Origin of the sequence: Solirubrobacter pauli (genome assembly GCF_003633755.1) — a bacterium.
Lineage (GTDB): Bacteria > Actinomycetota > Thermoleophilia > Solirubrobacterales > Solirubrobacteraceae > Solirubrobacter > Solirubrobacter pauli.
On the sequence record NZ_RBIL01000002.1, the window covers coordinates 46,738 to 66,870 of the forward strand.

17 protein-coding genes and 1 pseudogene are annotated in these 20,133 nt (G+C 75.0%); 14 read left to right on the top strand and 4 right to left on the bottom strand.

The genetic code is table 11. The features are described from left to right. The first annotated feature begins 10 nt into the window (after nt 1-10). The 7 genes from ftsH to C8N24_RS20025 all read left to right on the top strand — a co-directional run bounded on the left by ftsH (nt 11) and on the right by C8N24_RS20025 (nt 11,698). Nucleotides 11-1,879 (top strand): ATP-dependent zinc metalloprotease FtsH, encoded by a 1,869-nt coding sequence (gene ftsH / locus C8N24_RS19995; RefSeq protein WP_147447901.1) that lies wholly within the window; start codon nt 11-13, stop codon nt 1,877-1,879. Continuing rightward, the gene (locus tag C8N24_RS20000) at nt 1,876-6,471 is read left to right on the top strand and encodes a hypothetical protein (protein ID WP_121253437.1); all 4,596 of its coding nucleotides are present in this window, start codon (nt 1,876-1,878) and stop codon (nt 6,469-6,471) included. Before ftsH ends, C8N24_RS20000 begins: the two co-directional genes overlap by 4 nt. Before the next feature lie 96 nt (nt 6,472-6,567). Further along, a complete protein-coding gene (locus tag C8N24_RS20005; protein WP_121253439.1) occupies nt 6,568-7,461 on the top strand; it encodes a hypothetical protein in 894 nt (297 codons plus the stop codon). Between the two features lie 33 nt (nt 7,462-7,494). Continuing rightward, the gene (locus tag C8N24_RS20010) at nt 7,495-8,274 is read left to right on the top strand and encodes a class I SAM-dependent methyltransferase (protein ID WP_211340065.1); all 780 of its coding nucleotides are present in this window, start codon (nt 7,495-7,497) and stop codon (nt 8,272-8,274) included. Between the two features lie 63 nt (nt 8,275-8,337). Then, entirely contained in the window at nt 8,338-9,339 is a 1,002-nt protein-coding gene (gene dhaK / locus C8N24_RS20015; protein ID WP_121257844.1) for a dihydroxyacetone kinase subunit DhaK, read from the top strand. Nucleotides 9,340-9,369: 30 nt separating this feature from the next. Then, the gene (gene dhaL / locus C8N24_RS20020; protein ID WP_121257846.1) at nt 9,370-9,969 is read left to right on the top strand and encodes a dihydroxyacetone kinase subunit DhaL; all 600 of its coding nucleotides are present in this window, start codon (nt 9,370-9,372) and stop codon (nt 9,967-9,969) included. Between the two features lie 64 nt (nt 9,970-10,033). Next, on the top strand, nt 10,034-11,698 hold the full coding sequence (locus C8N24_RS20025; protein WP_147447902.1) for a putative PEP-binding protein: 1,665 nt from the start codon (nt 10,034-10,036) through the stop codon (nt 11,696-11,698). On the opposite strand, the gene C8N24_RS20030 is transcribed toward C8N24_RS20025, so the two are convergent. Both C8N24_RS20030 and dhaM read right to left on the bottom strand, forming a co-directional pair. Further along, nucleotides 11,675-11,920 carry an HPr family phosphocarrier protein gene (locus tag C8N24_RS20030; RefSeq protein WP_211340066.1) on the bottom strand — a complete coding sequence of 82 codons (246 nt, stop codon included), beginning with the start codon at nt 11,918-11,920 and terminating at the stop codon, nt 11,675-11,677. The genes C8N24_RS20025 and C8N24_RS20030 overlap by 24 nt on opposite strands. A 7-nt stretch (nt 11,921-11,927) precedes the next feature. Continuing rightward, nucleotides 11,928-12,311: a dihydroxyacetone kinase phosphoryl donor subunit DhaM gene (gene dhaM, locus C8N24_RS20035; RefSeq protein ID WP_121253447.1), complete on the bottom strand. Its 384-nt coding sequence runs from the start codon at nt 12,309-12,311 to the stop codon at nt 11,928-11,930. A 57-nt stretch (nt 12,312-12,368) separates the two neighbouring features. Between dhaM and C8N24_RS34120 the strand changes: the two genes are divergently transcribed. Continuing rightward, nucleotides 12,369-12,545: a hypothetical protein gene (locus tag C8N24_RS34120; RefSeq protein ID WP_170179248.1), complete on the top strand. Its 177-nt coding sequence runs from the start codon at nt 12,369-12,371 to the stop codon at nt 12,543-12,545. Nucleotide 12,546: 1 nt separating this feature from the next. Here the strand turns inward: C8N24_RS34120 and C8N24_RS20040 are convergent, their stop codons facing one another. After that, complete coding sequence (locus tag C8N24_RS20040) at nt 12,547-14,130, bottom strand: hypothetical protein (protein ID WP_147447903.1); 1,584 nt, start codon at nt 14,128-14,130, stop codon at nt 12,547-12,549. Between the two features lie 4 nt (nt 14,131-14,134). Next, nucleotides 14,135-15,154, bottom strand: a complete 1,020-nt coding sequence (locus C8N24_RS20045; RefSeq protein ID WP_170179249.1) for an LLM class flavin-dependent oxidoreductase — start codon at nt 15,152-15,154, stop codon at nt 14,135-14,137. A gap of 81 nt (nt 15,155-15,235) precedes the next feature. Between C8N24_RS20045 and C8N24_RS35385 the strand changes: the two are divergent. The 6 genes and pseudogenes from C8N24_RS35385 to C8N24_RS20070 form a co-directional block, all read left to right on the top strand. Then, nucleotides 15,236-15,391, top strand: a pseudogene (locus tag C8N24_RS35385) (agmatinase); the annotation flags it as partial. Nucleotides 15,392-15,486: 95 nt separating this feature from the next. After that, entirely contained in the window at nt 15,487-16,218 is a 732-nt protein-coding gene (locus C8N24_RS20050; RefSeq protein WP_281272657.1) for an arginase family protein, read from the top strand. Nucleotides 16,219-16,262: 44 nt separating this feature from the next. Beyond that, complete coding sequence (locus tag C8N24_RS20055) at nt 16,263-16,928, top strand: alpha-ketoglutarate-dependent dioxygenase AlkB (RefSeq protein WP_121253454.1); 666 nt, start codon at nt 16,263-16,265, stop codon at nt 16,926-16,928. 314 nt (nt 16,929-17,242) lie between these two features. After that, nucleotides 17,243-18,349 carry a sugar phosphate isomerase/epimerase family protein gene (locus C8N24_RS20060; protein WP_170179250.1) on the top strand — a complete coding sequence of 369 codons (1,107 nt, stop codon included), beginning with the start codon at nt 17,243-17,245 and terminating at the stop codon, nt 18,347-18,349. Nucleotides 18,350-18,489: 140 nt separating this feature from the next. Next, on the top strand, nt 18,490-18,897 hold the full coding sequence (locus C8N24_RS20065; protein ID WP_121253457.1) for a PaaI family thioesterase: 408 nt from the start codon (nt 18,490-18,492) through the stop codon (nt 18,895-18,897). 81 nt (nt 18,898-18,978) lie between these two features. Further along, nucleotides 18,979-20,079, top strand: coding sequence for a glycerophosphodiester phosphodiesterase (locus tag C8N24_RS20070; RefSeq protein WP_121253459.1), 1,101 nt, complete (start codon nt 18,979-18,981; stop codon nt 20,077-20,079). Nucleotides 20,080-20,133: the final 54 nt, after the last annotated feature.

Genomic DNA, 20,133 nt, shown 5'->3' on the forward strand with positions numbered 1-20,133 from the left:
TCCCTTGCGCTTGCCCCGAATCTCATTCGACCCGCTGGCCGTGCTCTTCGCGAGCCTGGCGGCGGTCCTCCTGCTCGTGTTCCTGGTCATGCTCGGCTCCACGCAGCCGAGCAGCCGGGGCACGCAGGTCCCGTACACGACGGTCCAGCGGATGGCCACGGCGGGCAGCGTCCGCTTCGCGCGCCAGCTGGACTACGACCACCGGATCCTCGTGGTCGACCGCGACGGCCGCGAGGTGTGGGCGAGCTACCCGGCCAACGGGGCGCTGCAGGACCAGCTCGTCAACACGATGCGCGACAAGAACGCGGCGGTCACGATCGACTCGCAGAGCGGCAAGCAGGCCAAGCGGCTGATCGTGCAGGTGCTGCTGCCGATCCTGATCCTGGCGTCGCTGTTCGCGCTCTTCATGCGCATCAGCCAGAAGTCGGACGCGGGCGGGATGGGCGCGTTCAGCCGCTGGGCCGGGCGGCGCTCCAAGCTCGGACCGGGTGACCCGCAGGGGCCGTCGTTCGCCGACGTCGCCGGGGCGCCCGCCGCGGTCGCCGAGCTCGAGGAGCTGTGCGACCTGCTGCGCGCGCCCGACCGCTACAACGCGCTCGGCGCCCGTCCGCCGAAGGGCGCGCTGCTCGTCGGGCCGCCCGGCACAGGCAAGACGCTGCTCGCGCGCGCGACCGCCGGCGAGGCGCAGGCCGCGTTCTTCTCGGTGTCCGGCGCGGAGTTCGTGGAGTCGCTCGTCGGTGTCGGCGCGGCGCGCATCCGCGACCTGTTCGCCAAGGCGCGCGACGCGGCGCCCGCGATCGTCTTCATCGACGAGCTGGACGCCGTCGGCCGCAAGCGCGGGGCGGGCGTCGGCCAGGGCAACGACGAGCGCGAGCAGACGCTCAACCAGCTGCTGGTGGAGATGGACGGCTTCGACGCCGGCGGCGGGCTGATCGTGCTGGCCGCGACGAACCGCCCGGACATCCTGGACCCGGCGCTGCTGCGCCCGGGACGGTTCGACCGCCAGGTCACCGTGGACGCGCCCGACGCCGAGGGCCGCGCCCAGATCCTGTCGCTCTACCTCGCCGGCCGCCCGGTCGCCGAGGACGTCGAGCCGGCCGAGATCGCGCGCCGCTGCTCGGGCTTCACCGGTGCCGAGCTCGAGAACGTCGTCAACGAGGCCGCGCTGCTCACCGCCCGTGGTGGGCACACCGCGATCGGGATGCACGAGCTCGACGAGGCGATCCAGCGCGTGGTCGGCGGGCCGCGCAACGACACGCACGTGCTCAGCGACGAGGAGCTGGAGACGATCGCGGTCCACGAGGCCGCGCACGCCGTCGTCGCCGCCTCGCTCCACGACGGCGCGCAGGTGCACCAGCTCTCGATCGTCTCGCGCGGCCGCCGCCTCGGCCGTGCGACCGCGTTGCTGCTCGACCGCGACCGCACCGTGCTGCGCCGCAGCGACCTGGAGCGCCAGCTCGAGGTCGCGATGGCGGGTGCCGCCGCCGAGCGGCTCGCGTTCGGCGAGGTCTCCACGGCCGTCAACGACGACCTGCACACCGCGACGCAGCTCGCCCGCTCGATGGTGACGTCGTTCGGGATGTCCCCGCTCGGGCCGGTGACGATCGGCGAGCAGAGCGCCGAGGTGTTCCTCGGCGCCTCGCTGCAGGAGCTGGGCAGCGTCGGCCCGGGGACGCTCGAGCGCATCGACGCCGAGACGCGCGTGATCGTCGAGGCCGCCGAGGAGCGCGCCGCGCAGACGCTGGACGCCAACTGGGCCATCGTGCGGGCGATCGCGGGCGATCTCGTCGAGCACGAGACGCTGGACGACGCCCAGCTCGCGCAGCACCTCGCCGCTGTGCGGGCCGCACCGCGCAACGGCGGACACGCGGCGCCGTGAGGCGCTGGATCGCACTCGGCGCCGCGGCGATCGCGACCGCCGGTGCGGCCCTGGCCCTCGCGCAGGACGGTGGGGCGCCCGCCGCCCCGACGGCCTGGGTCACCCGGCCGGAGGTGCCGGGCACGGCGCGCACGCTCGTCCCGTTCGGGATCGAGACGACGAGCGCCGGCCCGCGGGCCTGGGCGCTCGGCCGCGCGGGCGACGCGACGGTGGTGCTGTCGCGCGCGCCCAGCGGAGCGTGGTCCTCGGCGCCGTTGGCGGCCGGCCGGCCCGTCGGCGGCGACGCGCCGCAGCACGCCGGTGAGCTGACCCCCGACGGCCACGGCGCGGTCCTGCTCTCCGCGCCGACGCGGCTGTTCACACGCGCGCCGGGCGCCGCGTTCGCCGCGGCACCCGATCCGGGACCCGCGCTGGCCGCGGACGAGCAGCTCGTCGGCGGCGACCCGACGGCTGCGACCGCGCGCACGCTGCTCGCGGTCGTCGGCGGCGAGGACGCGGCCGTGTTCGTCGCGCCGACGATCGCGGACGGCACCGGCAGCGCGGTCCTGCGGTTGGACGCGGACGGCTGGGAACGTGAGCCGATCGACGCGCCCGACCCCGTGCGTCCGCTCGCGCTGGCCGCGGCCGGCCCCGACCGCGCGTGGCTGCTCGGCAGCTCGGGCGGCCGCGTGGTCCTGCTGCTCCGCGACGCGACGACCGAGCGCTGGGCCCCGATCGCCTTCGACGACGCGCTGGTCGGCGCGACGGCGACGGTCGAGGTCGCGCCGCCGCCCGCCGACCCGCTCACGGTCACCGCCGACGGCGTGTGGCTGGACCTGCGTGTCACGCCGGCCGGCGCGACGGCGCCGATGGACCTCACCGAGCGCCTGAAGCTCGCGACCACCCCCGACGTCCCGACCCCGACGCCGACGGCGAGCGCCACGGCGACGGCGACGGCGACGGCGACGGCGACAGCGACGGCAACGGCAACCGCGACCGCGACGGCCACGTCCACCGCCACCCCGAGCGCGACCGGCACGCCGGTGGCGCCGAGACTCGTGCTCGACGGCCGCTGGTGCGACGTCCAGCCGCTGTGCGACCACGCGCTCGGCTTCACCTTCGCGCAGGGCGCCCGCGGATACCGCTCGGTGGCCACCGCCGCGACGGCGGAGGCGCCGTTCGGCACCCGCGCGGTCAGCGCCCCGGTCGACCGCGGCATCGCCGCAACGGCGCGTGCCCGCGACGCGCAGCGCCAGGGCGGGTACGCCGCGCTCGAGGGGGAGACGTTCCGGCTGCGCGATGGCATCGGCGACGACGGCAGCTCGACCACGCAGGCGATCGCCTTCGCCGCCGATGGCACGGGCTTCACGGGCGGCACGGAGGCCCTCGGCGCCGTGGCACGAGCGCCGGCCACGCCGACGCCGCCACCGGAGACGGTGCCCGTGTCGGACGCGCTCACGGCGGCCGCGCTCTCCCCGGCCGGCGACGGGCGCGCCTTCGCCGCGTCACGCTCCCGCGGCGCGGTGATCTTCGAGCCCGGCAGCGGCTGGTCGCCGGCGTTCTCGCCCCTGCTGGAGATCTTCTCGTCGCCGATCGCGATCGCCTGGCCGCGCCGGGACGTGGTGATCGCCGGCGGCCCGGCCGGGCTGCTGGCGACGAGCAACCGCGAGCCCTTCAACATCAACACCGACTTCTTCGACGACGAGGACATCCCGAACCCGCGGATCACGAACTTCGAGGAGCTCGAGGTCCGCAACACGGTGCTGGCGATCGCGTGCACGCCGACCGATCCGCTGGACTGCGTCGCGGTCGGGCTCAACGGGCTGATCGCGCGTGGCGACGGCTTCCGCTGGCGCCTGCAGACCCTGCCCGACGCGGCGCCGGAGCCGACCCACATCACCGGCGTCGCCTTCGACGAGCGCACGCCGCTGCTGGCCACCACGGACGGCCTCTACGTGGGCTCGGGCGACGACTTCGTGCGCGACGAGGACCTGCGCGCGCGGATGATCGCCGCGGGGCTGTCCGGCGCGGTGCGGACGGTCGCGACCGTCAGCGGGGGCGGCGTGGTGGTCGACGGCCGCTTCGCGCGCGACAGCGCCGCGGCGCCCTGGCGCCCGGCCGCCGCGCCGCTGGTGCTGCATCCGTACGCGCTGGGCGCCTTCCGCGACGCGGACGGCACCGTCCGGGCGATCGTGTCCGCGACGTCCGAGCCGACGCCGCTGCCGGAGCCGGTCGAGCCGGAGCCCGACACGCCGCCCGAGGACGGGATCCCGCCGCGCGAGCAGAGCCTGATCGCGCCGTCGCCGGTCGACGCGGTCGTGCTGCGCGAGACGGCCGACGGCTGGATCGACCTCGACCGCTCGCGCTTCCAGCGGTCCGGCGGCCGTGACCTCCCGGACATGACGCCGAACACGCGCACGATCCTCGTCGACGCCGGTGGCAGCGGGATGCTGCTCGGCGGCGTGTCCGACGCGTCGACCGGCTCGCCGTTCCGGGACGGCCCGGACGCGCAGACCCTCGGGGGCGTGCCCTCGTCCCGGCGGCTCGAGCGGGGCGTGCTCGCGCCGCCGCAGACGCCGCCGGCCGAGAACGGCGAGAACGCCGCGCCGCCGGCCACGGTCCGCCTTGCCGTCGGCGGTCATCCGGCGTGCCTGGACCGCTGCGCCGGCGCGAACGGGCAGGGGTACGCGCCGGACACGCACCTGCAGACCGCGATCGCGCGCGTGCGGGCGATGACGGCCGCCGGCGCCGGCCCGGCGGCGCTGCTCTTCGGCGGTGGTCGCGCCTCGCTCGGCGGTGAGCCGCTCGACCCCGGCGGCGCGCGGCGCTACCGCGAGCTGACCGAAGGCGCCGGTGTGCCGACGTACGTGCTGCCCGGGCCGGGCGACCTGCCCGGCGGTGGGGCTGAGGCGTTCGCCTCGGCCTTCGCCGCCGCGCCGGCGCCGCAGGGCACGGGGGAGACGCCCGCCGGCATCGACCTCGTCGCGCTCACGCAGCCCGGCGGGACGGCGCCCGGCCAAGGGCGCAGCACGTTCGCGTTCGACGTCAAGGCGCCCGCGGGCACGGTCCGCGTCATCGCCATCGACAACGCCGCCGGGCGCCTGGCGGGCGGGCCCGAGGGCGCGCAGGCGCAGTGGATCCGCGCGATGCTCGACCAGGCCCGCGCGAACGGCGTGCCCTCGGTCGTGGTCGGCAGCGCGCCGCTGGACGACACGCAGGAGGCCACGCCGGCCGAGGACGCGGCCGACCAGATCGCGCTGCTCGCCGGCAAGGCGTCCGCCTACGTCGCGACCGCCGGCGTCGACGATCCGGCCGCCGAGCACTTCGGCGGCGTGCTGTCGCAGAGCGTGATCCAGCCGCTCGGCGTGGCGCCGCTCACGCTGCTGCAGTCCTCGACGCTCGGCTACGCGCCGTCCTACCGGTTCACGCGCAACGACGAGGACGAGGAGGACATCCGCCAGACAAACGCGGCGCTGCTGATGGTCGACGTCGCCGTCGGTCAGTTCGACCCGGTCTCGGGCGTCGCTCCGGTCGCGGCCGTCGCGGAGCCGCTGCTGGAGGGCCTGGAGCTCGATCGGAGCTCGCGCTCGATCCCGCTCGGCTGGGCGTTCCCGCTGTTCGTGACCGCCCGGGACCCGAGCCCGCGGCGGTTCCTGATGTCGCCGGCGCCGGGCGAGCCACTGCGCCCGGCCAGCCCCAGCACGAACGTCAACCCGCTGATCGACCAGTGCCGGTTCTACCTGTCGTCCTGCGCGTCCTTGATCCCGACCGACATGACGTTCGCGTCGGCGGACCCACGGATCGCCCGCTTCGTCGCGGTCCGCCCGGGCGGGCGCGACACGGAGGGCCTGCCGCAGGTCGTCCTGGACGCGTCCGGGCACGTGATCGACGATCCCCGCGGCTTCGTGTGCCCGCTCGCGCTCGGCAGCACCGACGTCTACGTGACCGCCATGGGCCGGCGCGTGACCACGCCGATCCGCGTGGTCCCGGTCCCCAAGATCGATGGCTTGCGCGCGACGTCGATCCCGCCCGGGACGTGCGCGTTCCCGGTCCTGGATCCGACGCCGAACGACCCCAAGCCGACCCCCACCCCGCAGCCCCCGGCCGCCGACCCGGCGCCGCCGTCCACCGACCCGGCGCCCGTGGCCGGAGACCCGCAGCCGCAACCGCAGCAGCCGTCCCAGCCGGCTCCCCAGCCCGCGCCGAACCCCGCACCGCCGGCGCCCAACCCGGGCAGCTCCGCGCCGGCGCCGGTCGCGCCGATCCGCGTCGCTCCCCCGGTGTCCGACGCGGCGCTCCCGCCCGTCGCCCCGGCCCCGAAGCCACCGGTCACCGCGCCGCCGCCGACCCCACCGCAGGGGCTCTCGGTACAGGCCGTCGAAGCGCCGCAGGTGCAGACCTTCCAGGCGATCCAGCACGCCGAGCAGCGCCGCGAGGAGTACGCCTTCGACACCGACAGCGCGGCGGTCGCCTACGCGCAGCCGCCGTCGCCGCTGCCGTGGGAGATCGCCGGTGGCGTGGCCGCGCTGCTGCTGGTCATGGCCGGCGGCGGCGTGGCCGGCCATGCCCGGTCGCGCGCCGCGGCCGCCGCCAGGGCGTCGGCGCGCGGCTGAACCCCCCGGGAAACCCCTGGATGTGATCCGGGGTGGGAAATGGCGCCGCGCGGCGGGCGTCGTTCACGGCATCCCACCCCTACACGAAGGGACCCCATGCCACACCGCACGCTCACCACGCTGCTCGCGCTCCTCGCGACGGCCGCGGGAGGCGCCGCGCTCGCCGACGGCGCGCAGGCCAGCGTCGTCGCCAGCCCGATCGGCGTCGTCGTCGACAACGACGGCTTCCCCGACCTCCTCGCCGACCCGGAGGTCACGCTCACCGACGAGAACATCGCGTTCACGTGGGGGGTGGGCACGGTCACCCCGCGGCTGACGGCGGTGATGCACGTCGTCAAGGGCGACAACACGTGCTATCGCGTCCGCACCGACAGCCTCGACGCCGACGGCACCCTCGTCGGCAGCGCGTACGACGACGAGACCGGGCACTGCCGGCACAGCGACGCGCCGGTCGACATCCCGGTCGACATGCGCGCCGTCGGCGGTCCGGACGTGAAGCAGGTCGTGGTGGCGCTGGAGAAGCAGGGCACCGCCGACCGCTGGCGCACCAAGGACACGTCCGAGATGCGCGAGCTGAGCACGCACGACGACAACTCGATGCTCCTCGCCGCCGGGATCGACGCCGGCGGCCCAGGCTGGCTCAACGGCTTCCCGACCTCGCCCGCGAGGGTCAGCTGGGAGCTCGGCGCCGACGGCCGGATGACCGCGACCTACGACGGCACCCTGCACCTGAAGGGCTTCTACCCGGGCTCCGGGCGCATCGTGATCCGGGCCTACGATCCGGTGACCGGCTTCCGCTACGGGACCGACGAGGGCACGGCGCACTCGCCGGCCGACAACGGCCTGCACAGCTACCCCGAGACGCTGTCGGTGACCTCGTCGAACGGGACGAGCCTCGAGGTGATCACGCAGTCGCTGGTGACCGACCCGCTGACCGGGACCGCGAGCTGGCAGGACGTGAGCCGGCAGGTCCTCGGCGCGGCGGAGTAGCGCCTCCGCAACCGGCCGGGCATGATGGGGCGCATGGTCGACTGGGGCGCAGGGCGGTACGAGACGACGGCGGCCGAGCTGGCGCCGGTGGCGCAGGTCGTCGTCGAGCACACGGGCGTCGGCGCGGGCGATGACGTCGTCGACGTGGCCTGCGGCACGGGCAACGCCGCGCTGCTGGCCGCGGCCCGCGGCGCGCGCGTGATCGGCGTGGACGGCGCGCCGCGGCTGCTCGACGTGGCCCGCGAGCGCGCCGCGGCCGAGGGCGTCGAGATCGACCTGCGCGAGGGCGACCTCGCGGCGCTGCCGGTCGAGGACGCTGCGGCGGACATCGTCGTCTCCGTCTTCGGCGTGATCTTCGCCGCCGTCCCGATCGACGCGCTCCGCGAGATCGCCCGGATCCTGCGGCCCGAGGCCCACGCGGTCATCACCGCGTGGGTCCCGGCCGGCCCGATCGACGCGATGCTCGGCGCAGCGGGCCGCGTCGTCGCGCGCACGTCGCCCAAGCCGCCGCCGAAGCGGTTCGCCTGGTCGGACGCTGCAGCCGTCGCTGGGATCGCGCACGACGCCGGCCTCGAGCTCGTCTCCACGGACGCGGCCGCGCTCCCGATCCGCGCCGCGTCGCCGGAGGCGTACGTCGACGCGGGACGCGAGCACCCGATGGCGCTGGCCATGCGGCCGGCGCTCGAGCGCGCGGGCACGGCCGACGAGGCACGCGCGGCGATGCTCGCCGTCCTGCGCGAAGCCAACGAGTCGCCGACGGCGTTCCTCGTCCACAGCCCGTATGTGATCCACCGTCTGCGGCGCGTCGGCTGAGCGCGAGTCGTCCGTCTGGCACTCTTGAGCGAAAGCGAGAGGAGACCCATGGCGACGTCATCGATGCGCAAGCTGCTGAACGACCCGGAGAACGTCGTCCGGGAGTCACTGGCCGGGCTCGCCGTCGCGCACGGCGACATCCTCACCGTCGACCTGGCGACGCAGATCGTCGTCCGCGCCGATGCCCCGCGGTCGGGCAAGGTCGCCCTCGTGTCGGGCGGCGGGGCGGGACACGAGCCGATGCACGGCGGGTTCGTCGGCCGCGGGATGCTCGACGCGGCGTGCCCGGGCGCGGTGTTCACGTCGCCCGTGCCCGACCAGATGCTGGCCGCCACGACCGCCGTGGACGGCGGCGCCGGGGTCGTCCACATCGTCAAGAACTACACGGGCGACGTGATGAACTTCAAGCTCGCGGCGGAGGACGCCGCGGACGAGGGGATCGAGGTCGAGTCGGTCTTGATCGACGACGACGTGGCCGTGCAGGACTCGCTCTACACGGCCGGGCGGCGTGGCGTCGGCGCGACCGTGCTGGCGGAGAAGCTCGCGGGCGCCGCCGCCGAGCGGGGCGACGACGTCGCCGCCGTGGCCGGCATCGCCCGGCGCGTGAACGAGCGCGCGCGGTCCTTCGGCATCGCGCTGTCCTCGTGCATCCCGCCCTCGGCGGGCAAGCCGATCTTCGACCTGCCGGCGGGCGAGATGGAAGTCGGCATCGGCATCCACGGCGAGCCGGGCCGGCGCCGCGAGCCGCTCGGCACCGCCCGCGAGGTCGCCGCCGAGCTGGTCGAGGCCGTCGTCTCCGACCTCGCCCCGGCCGACGGCGCCGAGGTGCTCGTGTTCACCAACAGCATGGGCGGCACGCCGTTGCTGGAGCTGTACGTGCTGCACGGCGAGATCGAGCGTGAGCTGACCGAGCGCGGCCTGCGCCCGGCACGCCGGCTCGTCGGCCCGTTCATCACGTCGCTGGAGATGGCGGGCGCGTCGCTCACGGTGCTGGAGCTCGACGACGAGCTCGCCGCCCTCTGGGACGCGCCGGTGCACACGGCCGCGCTGCGCTGGGGGGTCTGAGGCTTGAGCTCCGTCTCGGTCGACGCCTGGATGCAAGAGGCGTCCACGGTGATCACGGCGAACGCCGAGCGCCTCACGGAGCTCGACTCCGCGATCGGCGACGGCGACCACGGCACGAACCTCACACGCGGGTTCCGGGCGGTGATCGAGGCGCTCGCGGCGGCGGAGGACGAGCTGCCCCCGGGGCGCCGGCTGATCCTCGCCGGCAAGACGCTCGTGTCGAAGGTCGGCGGTGCGAGCGGTCCGCTGTGGGGCACGGCGCTGCGCCGCGCGGGACGCTCGGTCGGCGACGCCGCGCTGGACGGCCCCGCGCTGGCGGACGCCCTCGACGCGGCGCTGGCGGGCGTCGTCGAGCTCGGCTCGGCCGAGGTCGGCGACAAGACGATGGTCGACGCGCTCACCCCGGCCACCCAGGCGTTGCGGACGGCGGTCGAAGCGGGCGAGCCGCTGGCCGACGCGATCACCGCGGCCGCCGACGCCGCCGCCGAGGGCGCGCGGTCGACGGTGCCGCTGCAAGCGCGCAAGGGCCGCGCGTCGTACCTGGGCGAGCGGTCGATCGGCCACGAGGACCCGGGCGCCGCCTCCACGGTGCTGATCATCACCGCGCTGGGTCGCGCGCTGGAGGGCTGATGAGACGGACCGCGGGTGGCGCAGCGGGCGCGGGCCGCGGCGGGTCGCCGAGCCGGCCGGCCGCGTGGGACGCGCCGGGTGGCGGCTGCGGGTGGGCGTCGAGCCGGCCGGCCGCGTGCGGTGGCGCGGCGCCGGCCGCCGGTCGCCTTCCGGTGCGGAGCCGCTGATGGCCGAGCGGCGGCTGCCCGGCCTCGCCGCCGCGCCGGGCGTGGCCGGCGGCGCCGTGTGGCGGGTCGGTCCGGTCGAGGCCGGCGCGCACTCGGGTGACCGGACCGCCGAGCTCGCACGCGCCCGCGCGGCACTCGCCCGTGCCGGCGACGAGCTGACCGCGCTCGCGGCCCGCCTGCGCGCGGACGGCGCCACCGAGCAGGCCGACATCGTCGAGACCGGCGTGCTGATGGCCGCCGACCCGGCGTTGGACGCGGCGGTCGAAGCGGCGATCGCACGGGGCCGGGCCGCGCCGCAGGCGATCCTCGAAGCGTGCGACGAGCTGGCGGACACGCTCGCCGCGATCGACGACCCGGTCCTCGCCGCCCGCGCCGACGACGTCCGCTCACTCGGCCGCCGCGCCGCGTCGGAGCGGTCCACGCCGACCGGGGAAGGCCCGTTCGTCCTCGTCGCGCAGGACCTCGGCCCGGCCGATGTCGCCGAGCTCGACGAGCGCGTCGCGGCCATCGCGCTCGCGGCCGGCGGTCCGTCGGCGCACGCGGCGGTGATCGCGCGCGGGCTCGGGCTCCCGATGGTCGTGGGCGTCGGCGCGCCGCTGCTCGAGCTCGCCGACGGCACGTCGCTCGCGGTCGACGGCGATCGCGGGGAGGCCGTCGTCGAGCCGTCCGTCGCGCCGCCGTCCGTCTCCCGCACGCGCGTCGCTGCGAGCGGTCCGGCCGTCACCCGCGACGGCGTCCGGATCCGGATCCTGGCCAACGCCGTCGGGCCGGCCGAGGTGCGGGTCGCGCTCGCCGCCGGGGCGGAGGGCGTCGGCCTGCTCCGCACCGAGCTCGCGTTCCTCGACGCGGTCGCCTGGCCCGACGAGGCCGCGCACCGGCGGATGCTCGAGCCGGTGCTCGAGCTGCTCGGCACCCGCACCGCGACCGTGCGCGTGCTCGACTTCGGCGGCGACAAGACGCCGCCGTTCCTCCGCGGCAACGACGCGCGCGGCATCGCGCTGCTGCTCGGCGCGCCCGACGCGCTCGCCGCCCAGCTCCGCGCGATCGGGGCGGCGGAAGGCACCCGCGTCCTGCTCCCGCTCGTCCGCGGGCCCGAGGACGTCGACGCCGTCCGCGCGTCGACCACGGCGCCGCTCGGGGCGATGATCGAGACGGTCGCCGCGGCGGCGCGCGTGGACGCGATCGCGGCCGCGGCGGACTTCCTCTCGATCGGCACGAACGACCTCACCGCCGACGTCCTCGGGGCGGACCGCTTCGCTCCGGGCGACGTGGCCACGCACGACCCGCGGGTGCTCGCCCAGATCGCCCGAATCGGCGAGGCCGCGCAGGCGCACGGGCGCGTGCTCGAGGTGTGCGGCGAGTCGGCGTCGGACCCGCGGATGATCCCGCTGCTCGTGGGGCTCGGCGTGACCGAGCTGAGCGTCGGCGCGGCGCGGGTGGAGGAGACGCACGCGCGCGTGAGCGCCCTCGACGTGGCCGCGTGCGTGGAGCTGGCCCGCGCGGCGGTGGCCGCGCCGAGCACCGCCGACGTCGAGCGCCTACTCGGTGAGGCCGGCCACTAGGGTCGCGAGCTGCTCGACCGCCTGAGCGGCGTCATCACCTTCGGCCGTCAGCCGCAGCGTCGTGCCGCCCTTCGCGCCCAGCGACAGCACCGAGAGCAGGCTCTTGGCGTCGACCTCGCGTTCGCCCGCGGCGACCTGGACGCGCGCGCCGAACGCCATCGCGGCCCGCACGAACTGCGCCGCCGGCCGCGCGTGCAGGTCCACGTCCGCTGGCAGGGTCACCGTCGCCTCAGAGCTTGGGGACGACACGAGCCTCCTCCGCCGCACGCACGACCTCGTCGACGGACAACCCGGCCGACGCGCTCACGGCCGCCGCGATCGCGCCTTCCACGACCGGCGCGTCGACGAGCCGGAACCGTCCGTCCTCGTCGTCCTCCAGCACGGTGCGCACCGTGAGGATCGCGCTGCCCAGATCGCCGAGCACGACGACGCCCTCGCCCCGGTCGGCCGCGTCGAGCGCGGCCTCGATCCGCCCGGCATCGGTGCCGAGCCCGCCGTCGGCGGTGCCGCCGACCCCTTCGAGCGGCACGTCCGGCCCGGCCATCTGCGCCGCGAGCGCGACGATCCCCGCAGCGATCTCCGGGCTATGCGAGACGACGACGATCCCGACCACGAGCGTGAGTCTACGTGCCGTGGGTAGACCGGGTGTACACACCACCAGGAGGCGTCCATGTCCGACGAGACCCCAGACCGCGACGACACCGCCGCGCGCGCCGCCGAGAAGCGAGACGCGCAGGAGAAGGACACCGAGCCGTCCTCGCCCAGCGACCGTGCGGGCAAGGACGACCGCGGCGAAGAGGCCCTGGCGGACGCCGCCGCGGCGCACCTCCCCGCGCGCTCGGACTAGATCAGCCGCCGGCGCGGGAGTGGTACGGCCCCTGCGCCGGCGATTGGTTCCGGTTGGTGACGAACTTCACCTGGCTCTTCGCCTGCGCGTGCGCGCGGATCTCGGCCGGTGACAGGCCGCGGAACCGCTCGGGGACGAGCTGCTCGGCGTACTCGTGCTCCTCGAAGTCCACGAGCGACGGCCGGCCGATCGCGTAGACGGTCCGGCGGCCGCGCTCCTGGTAGACGCCGCCCGGTCCCGCTCCCGGGGTCGTCTCCTGCTCGTCCTTCATGTCGCGCACCTCGACGACCGTGCTCGTGGGCGACTGCGAGCTCGACTTGAGCTGGTCGTCGCCGGTCCGCTGGGCCTTGCCGTCGCCGTCCGGCCGGACGCCCTCGGTGACGTTGCCCTCGATCGAGACGAGCTTGCCGGTGTTCGGGTCGTAGGACTCGACCATCACGATGTGGTTCGCGATCCCCTTCTTGGGCTTGACGCCGCCGTGGCGGATGAGCGCGATGTCGCCGGGCCGGATGTCGGTCGCCGCCGACGGCCCCACCACCCACTTGCGGGGCGTCGCGCGGGACGCGTGGTACTCCCTGACCGACCACCACCGGCCGTCGGCCCAGACCGACAGCGGCGCGCGCGACGCGTTGACGTTCGCCGTGTACTGGAAGAAGTCGTTGACGTTGTCGGTGTGCGCGAACGCCATGCGCAGGTCCTTGTCCAGCGCCGCGCCGCGGAACATGTTCGCGGCCGCGAACATCCCGCACCAGTCGTCGACGACCTCCTTGTCGACCTCGATCACGGTCCCGTCCTTCTGCTTGACCGGGACCTTGATCATCTTCGTCTGCTGCCGGTCGTTGAAGCCGGAGTCCGCGAACACGTCGTCCATCTCGTTGCGCGCCCGCTTGGGGTCCTTCACGTCGGCCACCGTGTCGGTCTGCACGGTCCCCGCGCGCCACGTCTCCCGCGCCTCGGCGACCGACCGCGCCTGCAGCAGCGCGAGCGCCGCGTCCTGGCAGGCCTCGGCGGCCTGTCGCAACTCGGGTGTCGACGCCGCCGCGCGCAAGGCGGACGCCTGGTCGCGGAACGCCTTCGCCTGCTCGAGCGTCCCCAGCGCCGGATCGTCGGCGCGCCCGTGGCCGACCACCGAGGACCGGTTCATCCCGGAGATCACCTGCTCGCGAATGCGCTCGCCGAGCGCCTGCGCACCCCAGCGCGCCGCGCCGACCTTCTCGTGCACGTCCGCGCCGGCCGCCCCGTACTCCGCGTCGTGGTCGGTCACCACCTGGCTCTCGAAGTTCAGCGTGCTCGCGTCGGCCGCGTCGCCGAGCACCCGGAGCACCTCCGCGAGCGAGCGCAGCCAGGCGGTCGCCGCAGGGAGGTCGGTCGTCGTGGGGGCGGGCACGAGCGCCTTCAACAGCGGCGCCCCGGCGCGATAGCGCTTCAGCGTCCCGGCCAGCTTCGGCAGCTCGGCCACCGGCTGGCGGGAGAGGAGCCGAGCCAGCGCGCGGTTGCTGACGCCCACGGCCTGGGGAACCTGGGCCGCGCGGTTCGCGTCCGGCCGGTGCCGTCGGGATTGGCCGGCGATCTGGCGATCTCGCATGCCGCTAGCGACCCTCTCGCATGCCGGGCGCAGACGCAACGGCCGCGACCCGTTCGGGAGCCGCCGCGGCCGCGACGACCTCGGCCAGCTCCGCCTCCGGCCGCCCCGGCGGGAGCACGAGCTGCACGCTGTCGGCTCCGGCCTCCCGCCACGCGGCCACCAGCTCGGGTACTTCGTCGTACGTGCCGAGCAGCGTCACCTCGCGCGCGAGCGCTTCGGCGTCGGCGGGCAGCTCCTCCGGCGTGGCCTGGAGCGCCGCGACGGTCTCCGGGCTGGAGAACCGCGCGAGCAGGCGCGGGTAGATCGGGCCCATGCGGGTGACGTAGGTCGACAGCCACCAGGCGGCGGCGCGCCGCGCGGCCGCCTCGTCCACACCCAGCGCCACCGGCACCGCGACGGCGACGCGCGGCGTCCGGGGCCGCGTCGCCCGGGCGGCGCCTTGCTCGAGCAGCGCCACGCCGTCCTCGAGGCGCGACCGCGCCCACAGGAACGGCGCCCACTCGTCAGCGAGCTCCCCGGCCAGGCGGATCGAGGCGTCCGACAACGCGGCGAGCGCGATCGGCACCGGCGCGTCGGGAAGCACGCCCAGCCGCAGCGGCCGCGCATCCGACGCCGGTCGCGGCAGCCGCTCGCCCTCCAGCAGCGCACGGACGGCGGTCAACGTGTCGCGAAGGCGCGCGATCGGTCGCTCCCAACGCAGCCCGTGCAGCCCCTCGGTCAGCGGCGGGCTGCCCGCGCCCAGTCCCAGCGAGAAGCGCCCGCCCGAAGCCCGCTGCAGCCCCACGGCGGCGAGCGCGATGGTCGCCGGGGTCCGGCTCCACACCGACAGCACACCCGTCCCGAGGCCGACCCGCGTCGTCTGCGCGGCCATCTCGGCGAGCACGATCGTCGCGTCGTGGCTCCACGCCTCCGCCACGCCGATCCGGTCCAGCCCAAGCGCGTCCGCCTGCCACGCGAGGCGCATCATCGTCTCGACGCGCGTCTCGAAGGGTGTGAACGCCACGCCTGCCGTTGCCGTCGTCATCGAGCCAAGCGTCCCGCGCCCCGCCCGGCCGCACAATCGGGAGGGCACCCTGAACTTTGGACTCGCGTAGGGTGCGCGTCCATGGAGCAGTTCGGGGTTCGCGGCGACTCGCCCGGGCATGCGGGGATCGGGACGACGTTCGCGGGGCGACGGCTCGTCGTCGATCCGGCGGAGCTCGAGGGCGTCGACGTCGCGGTCGTGGGCGCGCCGTTCGACGACGGCACGTCCAACCGGCCGGGCGCGCGGTACGGCCCGCGGGCGATCCGCGCCGCCGACGACGGCGGTCACGGGGCCGCCCGCACCTCGGCACGGGGCTCGACCCGTTCGCGTCGTTGGAGGTCGTCGATCACGGCGACTGCGCGGTCGCGCCGGGAGACCTCCGACGCTCGCACGCGCAGCTCGCGGACGTGCTGCGCGGCGTGCTCGCGGCCGGCGCCATGCCGCTCGTCCTCGGCGGCGACCACTCGCTCTCGCTGCCGACGTTGCGGGTGCTGTCCGAGCGGTTCGGCACCGACGGCTACGCGGTCGTCCACTTCGACACCCACGCCGACACCGCCGCCGAGCTCTACGGCGTGCGGGTGTCGCACGGCACGCCGTTCCGCGTCGCCGTCGAAGAGGGCTACCTCGACGGCCACAACGCCGTCCAACTCGGCCTCCGCGGAACCTGGCCGGGGCCGGACGACTTCGCCTGGATGCGCGAGGCCGGATTCCGCTGGCACACCATGGACGAGATCGACGCCCGCGGCCTGCAGCGCGTCCTCGACGACGCGATCGCGCACGCCGCGAACGCCGCGCCGCGCGTCTACCTCACGGTCGACGTGGACGTCCTCGATCCGGCGTTCGCGCCCGGGACGGGCACGCCGGAGCCCGGCGGGCTCACCACGCGCGAGCTGCGCGCGGCGCTGCGTCGGGTCGCCTCCGAGCTGGACCTCTGCGCCGCCGACGTCGTCGAGGTGTGCCCGCCGTTCGACGTCGCGGGCATCACGGCGCTCGCCGGCGAGCGGATCGCGCTGGACATCCTCACGGGCATGGCGGCCCGCCGCACCGGCACGTCGTTGAGCTAGGACGCAGCTTTCGTTACGAACATACGTTCGCTACACTCGACTACATGTCCCTCGTCGTCCAGCCTTCGCTGTTTGGAACTTCGGGTCAGCCCGGCCTCGCCGGCCTCGGGGATGCCGTGGAGCGCCGGGAGCTCTCCGACGGCGCCTGGATCGATCTGCGCCCGGGCTTCATCACCGCGGCGGACGACCTGTTCGACGCGTTGGCCGGCAGCGTCCCGTGGCACGAGGAACGCATGCGCATGTACGACAGCACCGTGCGCGTCCCGCGGCTGCTTGCCCGGTACCGGCAGGGCGAGTCGCTGCCGCACCCGGTGCTGGGGGAGGCCCGGTCGGCGCTGAACGCGCACTACGCCGACGAGGCCGGCGGCCCGTTCGTCACCGCCGGGCTCTGCCTGTACCGCGACGGCAACGACAGCGTCGCCTGGCACGGAGACCGGATCGCCCGCGAAAGCCCCGCCGACACCATGGTCGCGATCCTCTCCCTCGGCGCCGTCCGCCCGTTCGCGCTGCGCCCCAAGTCCGGCGGCCCGGGCCTGCGCCTGCAGATCGGCCACGGCGACCTCCTGGTCATGGGCGGCAGCTGCCAGCGCACCTGGTTGCACGCGATCCCGAAGACCGCGCGCTGCCTCGGCGCGCGGATCAGCGTCCAGTTCCGTCCGCAATGGGGCAACGACCTCGGCGGCCGCACCGCGGAGGTGCCGCGCGCATAGACGTCGCGCGTCACAGGTCGCCTCGTACGCGTGACGGTGCGGTTGCTTGTCTGACGTCGGGGTAGCGCGCAGCCGCGGTTTGCGCTGACCTACAGCTGCCAAGGGGCGGAGGTCTGGTCCGCCTCGAATCATCGTCGGGGAGTTACGCGATGAGTTCTGCTCGGACGTTCAGCCGCCGCCGCTTCGTCGGCGTGGCTGCTGGTGTGGCGGGCGCCGCTGCGCTGTCGCCGCGATCCGCGGTCGCAACGGGTGGCGGTGGTGGTGACGGCGGTGGCCATCACGATGACCACGATCATGGCCACGGCCCAGGGGTCGTGCCCCGGGACCGGATCGGGGTGCAGCAATGGTCGATCCGCGACGCGATCACCCGCGCCGACGGCTCCGCATCCGGGTACCTGGGCGGTCGCGCGTTCCCGTACGACCCGGCCGACCTGGGTCCGCTCGTCCCCTTGCCCGGCGGCTTCGCGTCGGTGTTCCGCTACCTCGCCTCGGTCGGGTACCGGGGGTTCGAGTTCTTCAGCTTCGACCAGGGCGCCAACGGCGCGATCACGACCGAGCAGATCCGGGCGGCGCTCGATCGCGCCGGCCTCGTCGCGGCGGGCAGCCACACGGGCGGCCTGCAGTCCATGATCGACCCGACCTACCGGCAGAACGAGATCGCCCGCGCGCGGGTGCTCGGCTACCGGATGATCGGCACCGCCGGCAACCCCGGGCCGGGCTCGCCGCCGTCCGGCCTCCTGGCCGACTGGAGACGCTGGGCGCAGCAGGCGAACGAGGTCGGCGCCGCGCTCCGGGCGGTCGGCATCAAGTACTTCTTCCACCCGGAGCAGGACTGGTTCCGGTTCTTCGACGATCCCGCCCACCCGGAGCTCGCCCGCGTCCACCGGATCGACTGGTTCACCGACAACACCGATCCGCGCCTGGTGGCGTTCGAGCCCGACACGATGCACACGCTCGCGGGCCGTGCCCGCTTCCCCGACCCCGTCGACGGCAGTCTGTTCGACCACAACCGCTGGTACGCGCGGCTGGCCGCCCAGCGGCGGCTGATCGCGTGGCACATCAAGGACGCGGACCGCATCCCCGTCCCCGCCGCGGGCACGAACCCGTTCACGCAGGAGCACGCCCGCCCGCTGTTCCCGCTCAACGCGGGCGTCGACGTCGTCTACGTCGGTGAGGGATCGATCGGCAAGGGCTACCCGTGCGACATCGACCCCGCCGTGCTCGGCTTCCCGGAGACGTTCAGCCGCTTCCGGCTCTCGGATCCCGGCTGGTTCCACACCGAGTCCGACGCCGGTCCGGGCCCGGCCGCCACCGACCCCGGCCGGTCGCTGCGCTGGGCGAAGGTCAGCGCCGCGTACATGCTGTCGCTGGCCGGCCGGCGTGGGCACGGCGCGCGCCACTCACGCGCCGCGCGAAGCTAGCTCGGCCGCCTCGGGGCGCCGCTCCGGTGGTGCCCCGAGGGGAGCTCTCGATCTCGTCAGTCGAGCGGTCGCCGCGGGTCGGCGGCCCTCGTCCCGATCCGGGCGGTCGCCAAGCCGCGGTGACCGGGTAGACGACGGACATGCTTGACGCCACGAACGTCCCCTCCGGCTTTGCGCCACTGACGGACGCGGGCGCGTTCGTCGAGCACGTCGGCCCGCTCTACGAGCGCGACGGCGTCATCGGCGCGCGAGTCGAGGCTCGCCACCTCAACGTCGCCGGCACCGCCATGGGCGGCTTCCTCGCGACGTTGGTGGACGTTGCGTTCGGCCGTGCGATTCGTGCCGAAGCGGAGGGCGAGTCGGCCGTGGCCACCGTTTCCCTGACGACGGACTACCTGCGCCCCGGACCGGAAGGCGCCTGGCTCGAGGTTCATGTGGAGGTCGAACGGCTGACCGGGCGGTTGGCGTTCGGCGACTGCTCCGTGCATGCCGACGGGGACGAGATCGTTCGGGCCCGCGCAGTCTTCGCCGTGCGCTCGTCGAGCTGACCAGCCCGTCACGTCCACACCGACGTCGGATTCGCGACGCCACCCTGTCGGCGGCGCATCCGCGGTCGTAGCTTCCCGTCCATGCATGCACGCCTCATCGCTTCCGGGGTCGCCGGAGCGCTTCTCCTGGGGCTGGCGGCACCCGTTGCCGAAGCCAGCCGAACGCACGGGCCCAGGCGAGGTGAGCCGCTCGTCATCGCGCACCGCGGTGCCTCGGCGTACCGGCCGGAGCACACGCTTGCGGCGTACCAGCTGGCGATCGACATGGGCGCCGACTACATCGAGCCCGACCTGGTGTCCACCAAGGACGGCGTCCTCGTCGATCGTCACGAGCCCGAGATCTCGGGCACGACCGACGTCGCCTCGCACCTGGAGTTCGCCGACCGGCGCACGACGAAGGTGCTCGACGGCACGCCCGTGACCGGCTGGTTCACCGAGGACTTCACGCTCGCCGAGCTGAAGACGTTGCGCGCGATCGAGCGGATCCCGGACCTGCGCCCGGCGAACACGGCGTTCAACGGCCTCTACGAGGTGCCGACGCTGCAGGAGGTGATCGACCTCGCGAAGCGGGAGGGGGTCGGCATCTACCCGGAGACCAAGCATCCGACGTACTTCGACGCATTGGGCCTGTCGCTCGAGGAGCCGCTGATCCGGACCCTGCGTCGCAACGGGCTCGACCGGCCCGACTCCGACGTGTTCGTGCAGTCCTTCGAGGTCTCCAACCTGCGGCGGCTGGCTCGTGAGCTCCGTGTGCCGATCGTGCAGCTCACCAGCGCCACCGGCCGACCGTACGACTTCACCGCCGCCGGGGACCCGCGGACCTATGCCGACCTGACGACGCCGGGCGGGCTGCGCTGGGTCGCGCGCTATGCGGACGGCATCGGTCCGGACAAGATCCAGATCGTCCCGCGCGACGCCCAGAACCGGATGCTCGCACCCACGTCGCTCGTCAACGACGCGCATCGCGCGGGCCTTCTCGTCCACCCGTACACCTTCCGGCCGGAGAACACCTTCCTCGCGGCCGAGCACCGCGAGGGCAACCCGGCCAGCCCGGACTTCCTGCGCGCGCGAGGCAACGAGCCGGCTGAGCTGAAGCTCTTCTTCAAGCTCGGGGTCGACGGCGTCTTCGCCGACAACGCGGACACCGCCGTGGCGGTGCGACGGAAGGTCTTCGGCGGCTGATCGAGGGCGACCGAGCCATTCAGGGATCGAGAACGGAATATCGCTGACGTGCCA

Excerpts from the sequence above, each read along its gene's own strand:
- C8N24_RS20045 (WP_170179249.1), bottom strand. The coding sequence starts at position 15,154 with ATGACGACGGCAACGGCAGGCGTGGCGTTCACACCCTTCGAGACGCGC.
- C8N24_RS20005 (WP_121253439.1), top strand. The coding sequence starts at position 6,568 with ATGCCACACCGCACGCTCACCACGCTGCTCGCGCTCCTCGCGACGGCC.
- C8N24_RS34120 (WP_170179248.1), top strand. The coding sequence starts at position 12,369 with ATGTCCGACGAGACCCCAGACCGCGACGACACCGCCGCGCGCGCCGCC.
- C8N24_RS20065 (WP_121253457.1), top strand. The coding sequence starts at position 18,490 with ATGCTTGACGCCACGAACGTCCCCTCCGGCTTTGCGCCACTGACGGAC.
- C8N24_RS20055 (WP_121253454.1), top strand. The coding sequence starts at position 16,263 with ATGTCCCTCGTCGTCCAGCCTTCGCTGTTTGGAACTTCGGGTCAGCCC.
- C8N24_RS20070 (WP_121253459.1), top strand. The coding sequence starts at position 18,979 with ATGCATGCACGCCTCATCGCTTCCGGGGTCGCCGGAGCGCTTCTCCTG.
- C8N24_RS20010 (WP_211340065.1), top strand. The coding sequence starts at position 7,495 with ATGGTCGACTGGGGCGCAGGGCGGTACGAGACGACGGCGGCCGAGCTG.
- dhaK (WP_121257844.1), top strand. The coding sequence starts at position 8,338 with ATGCGCAAGCTGCTGAACGACCCGGAGAACGTCGTCCGGGAGTCACTG.
- dhaL (WP_121257846.1), top strand. The coding sequence starts at position 9,370 with ATGCAAGAGGCGTCCACGGTGATCACGGCGAACGCCGAGCGCCTCACG.
- C8N24_RS20040 (WP_147447903.1), bottom strand. The coding sequence starts at position 14,130 with ATGCGAGATCGCCAGATCGCCGGCCAATCCCGACGGCACCGGCCGGAC.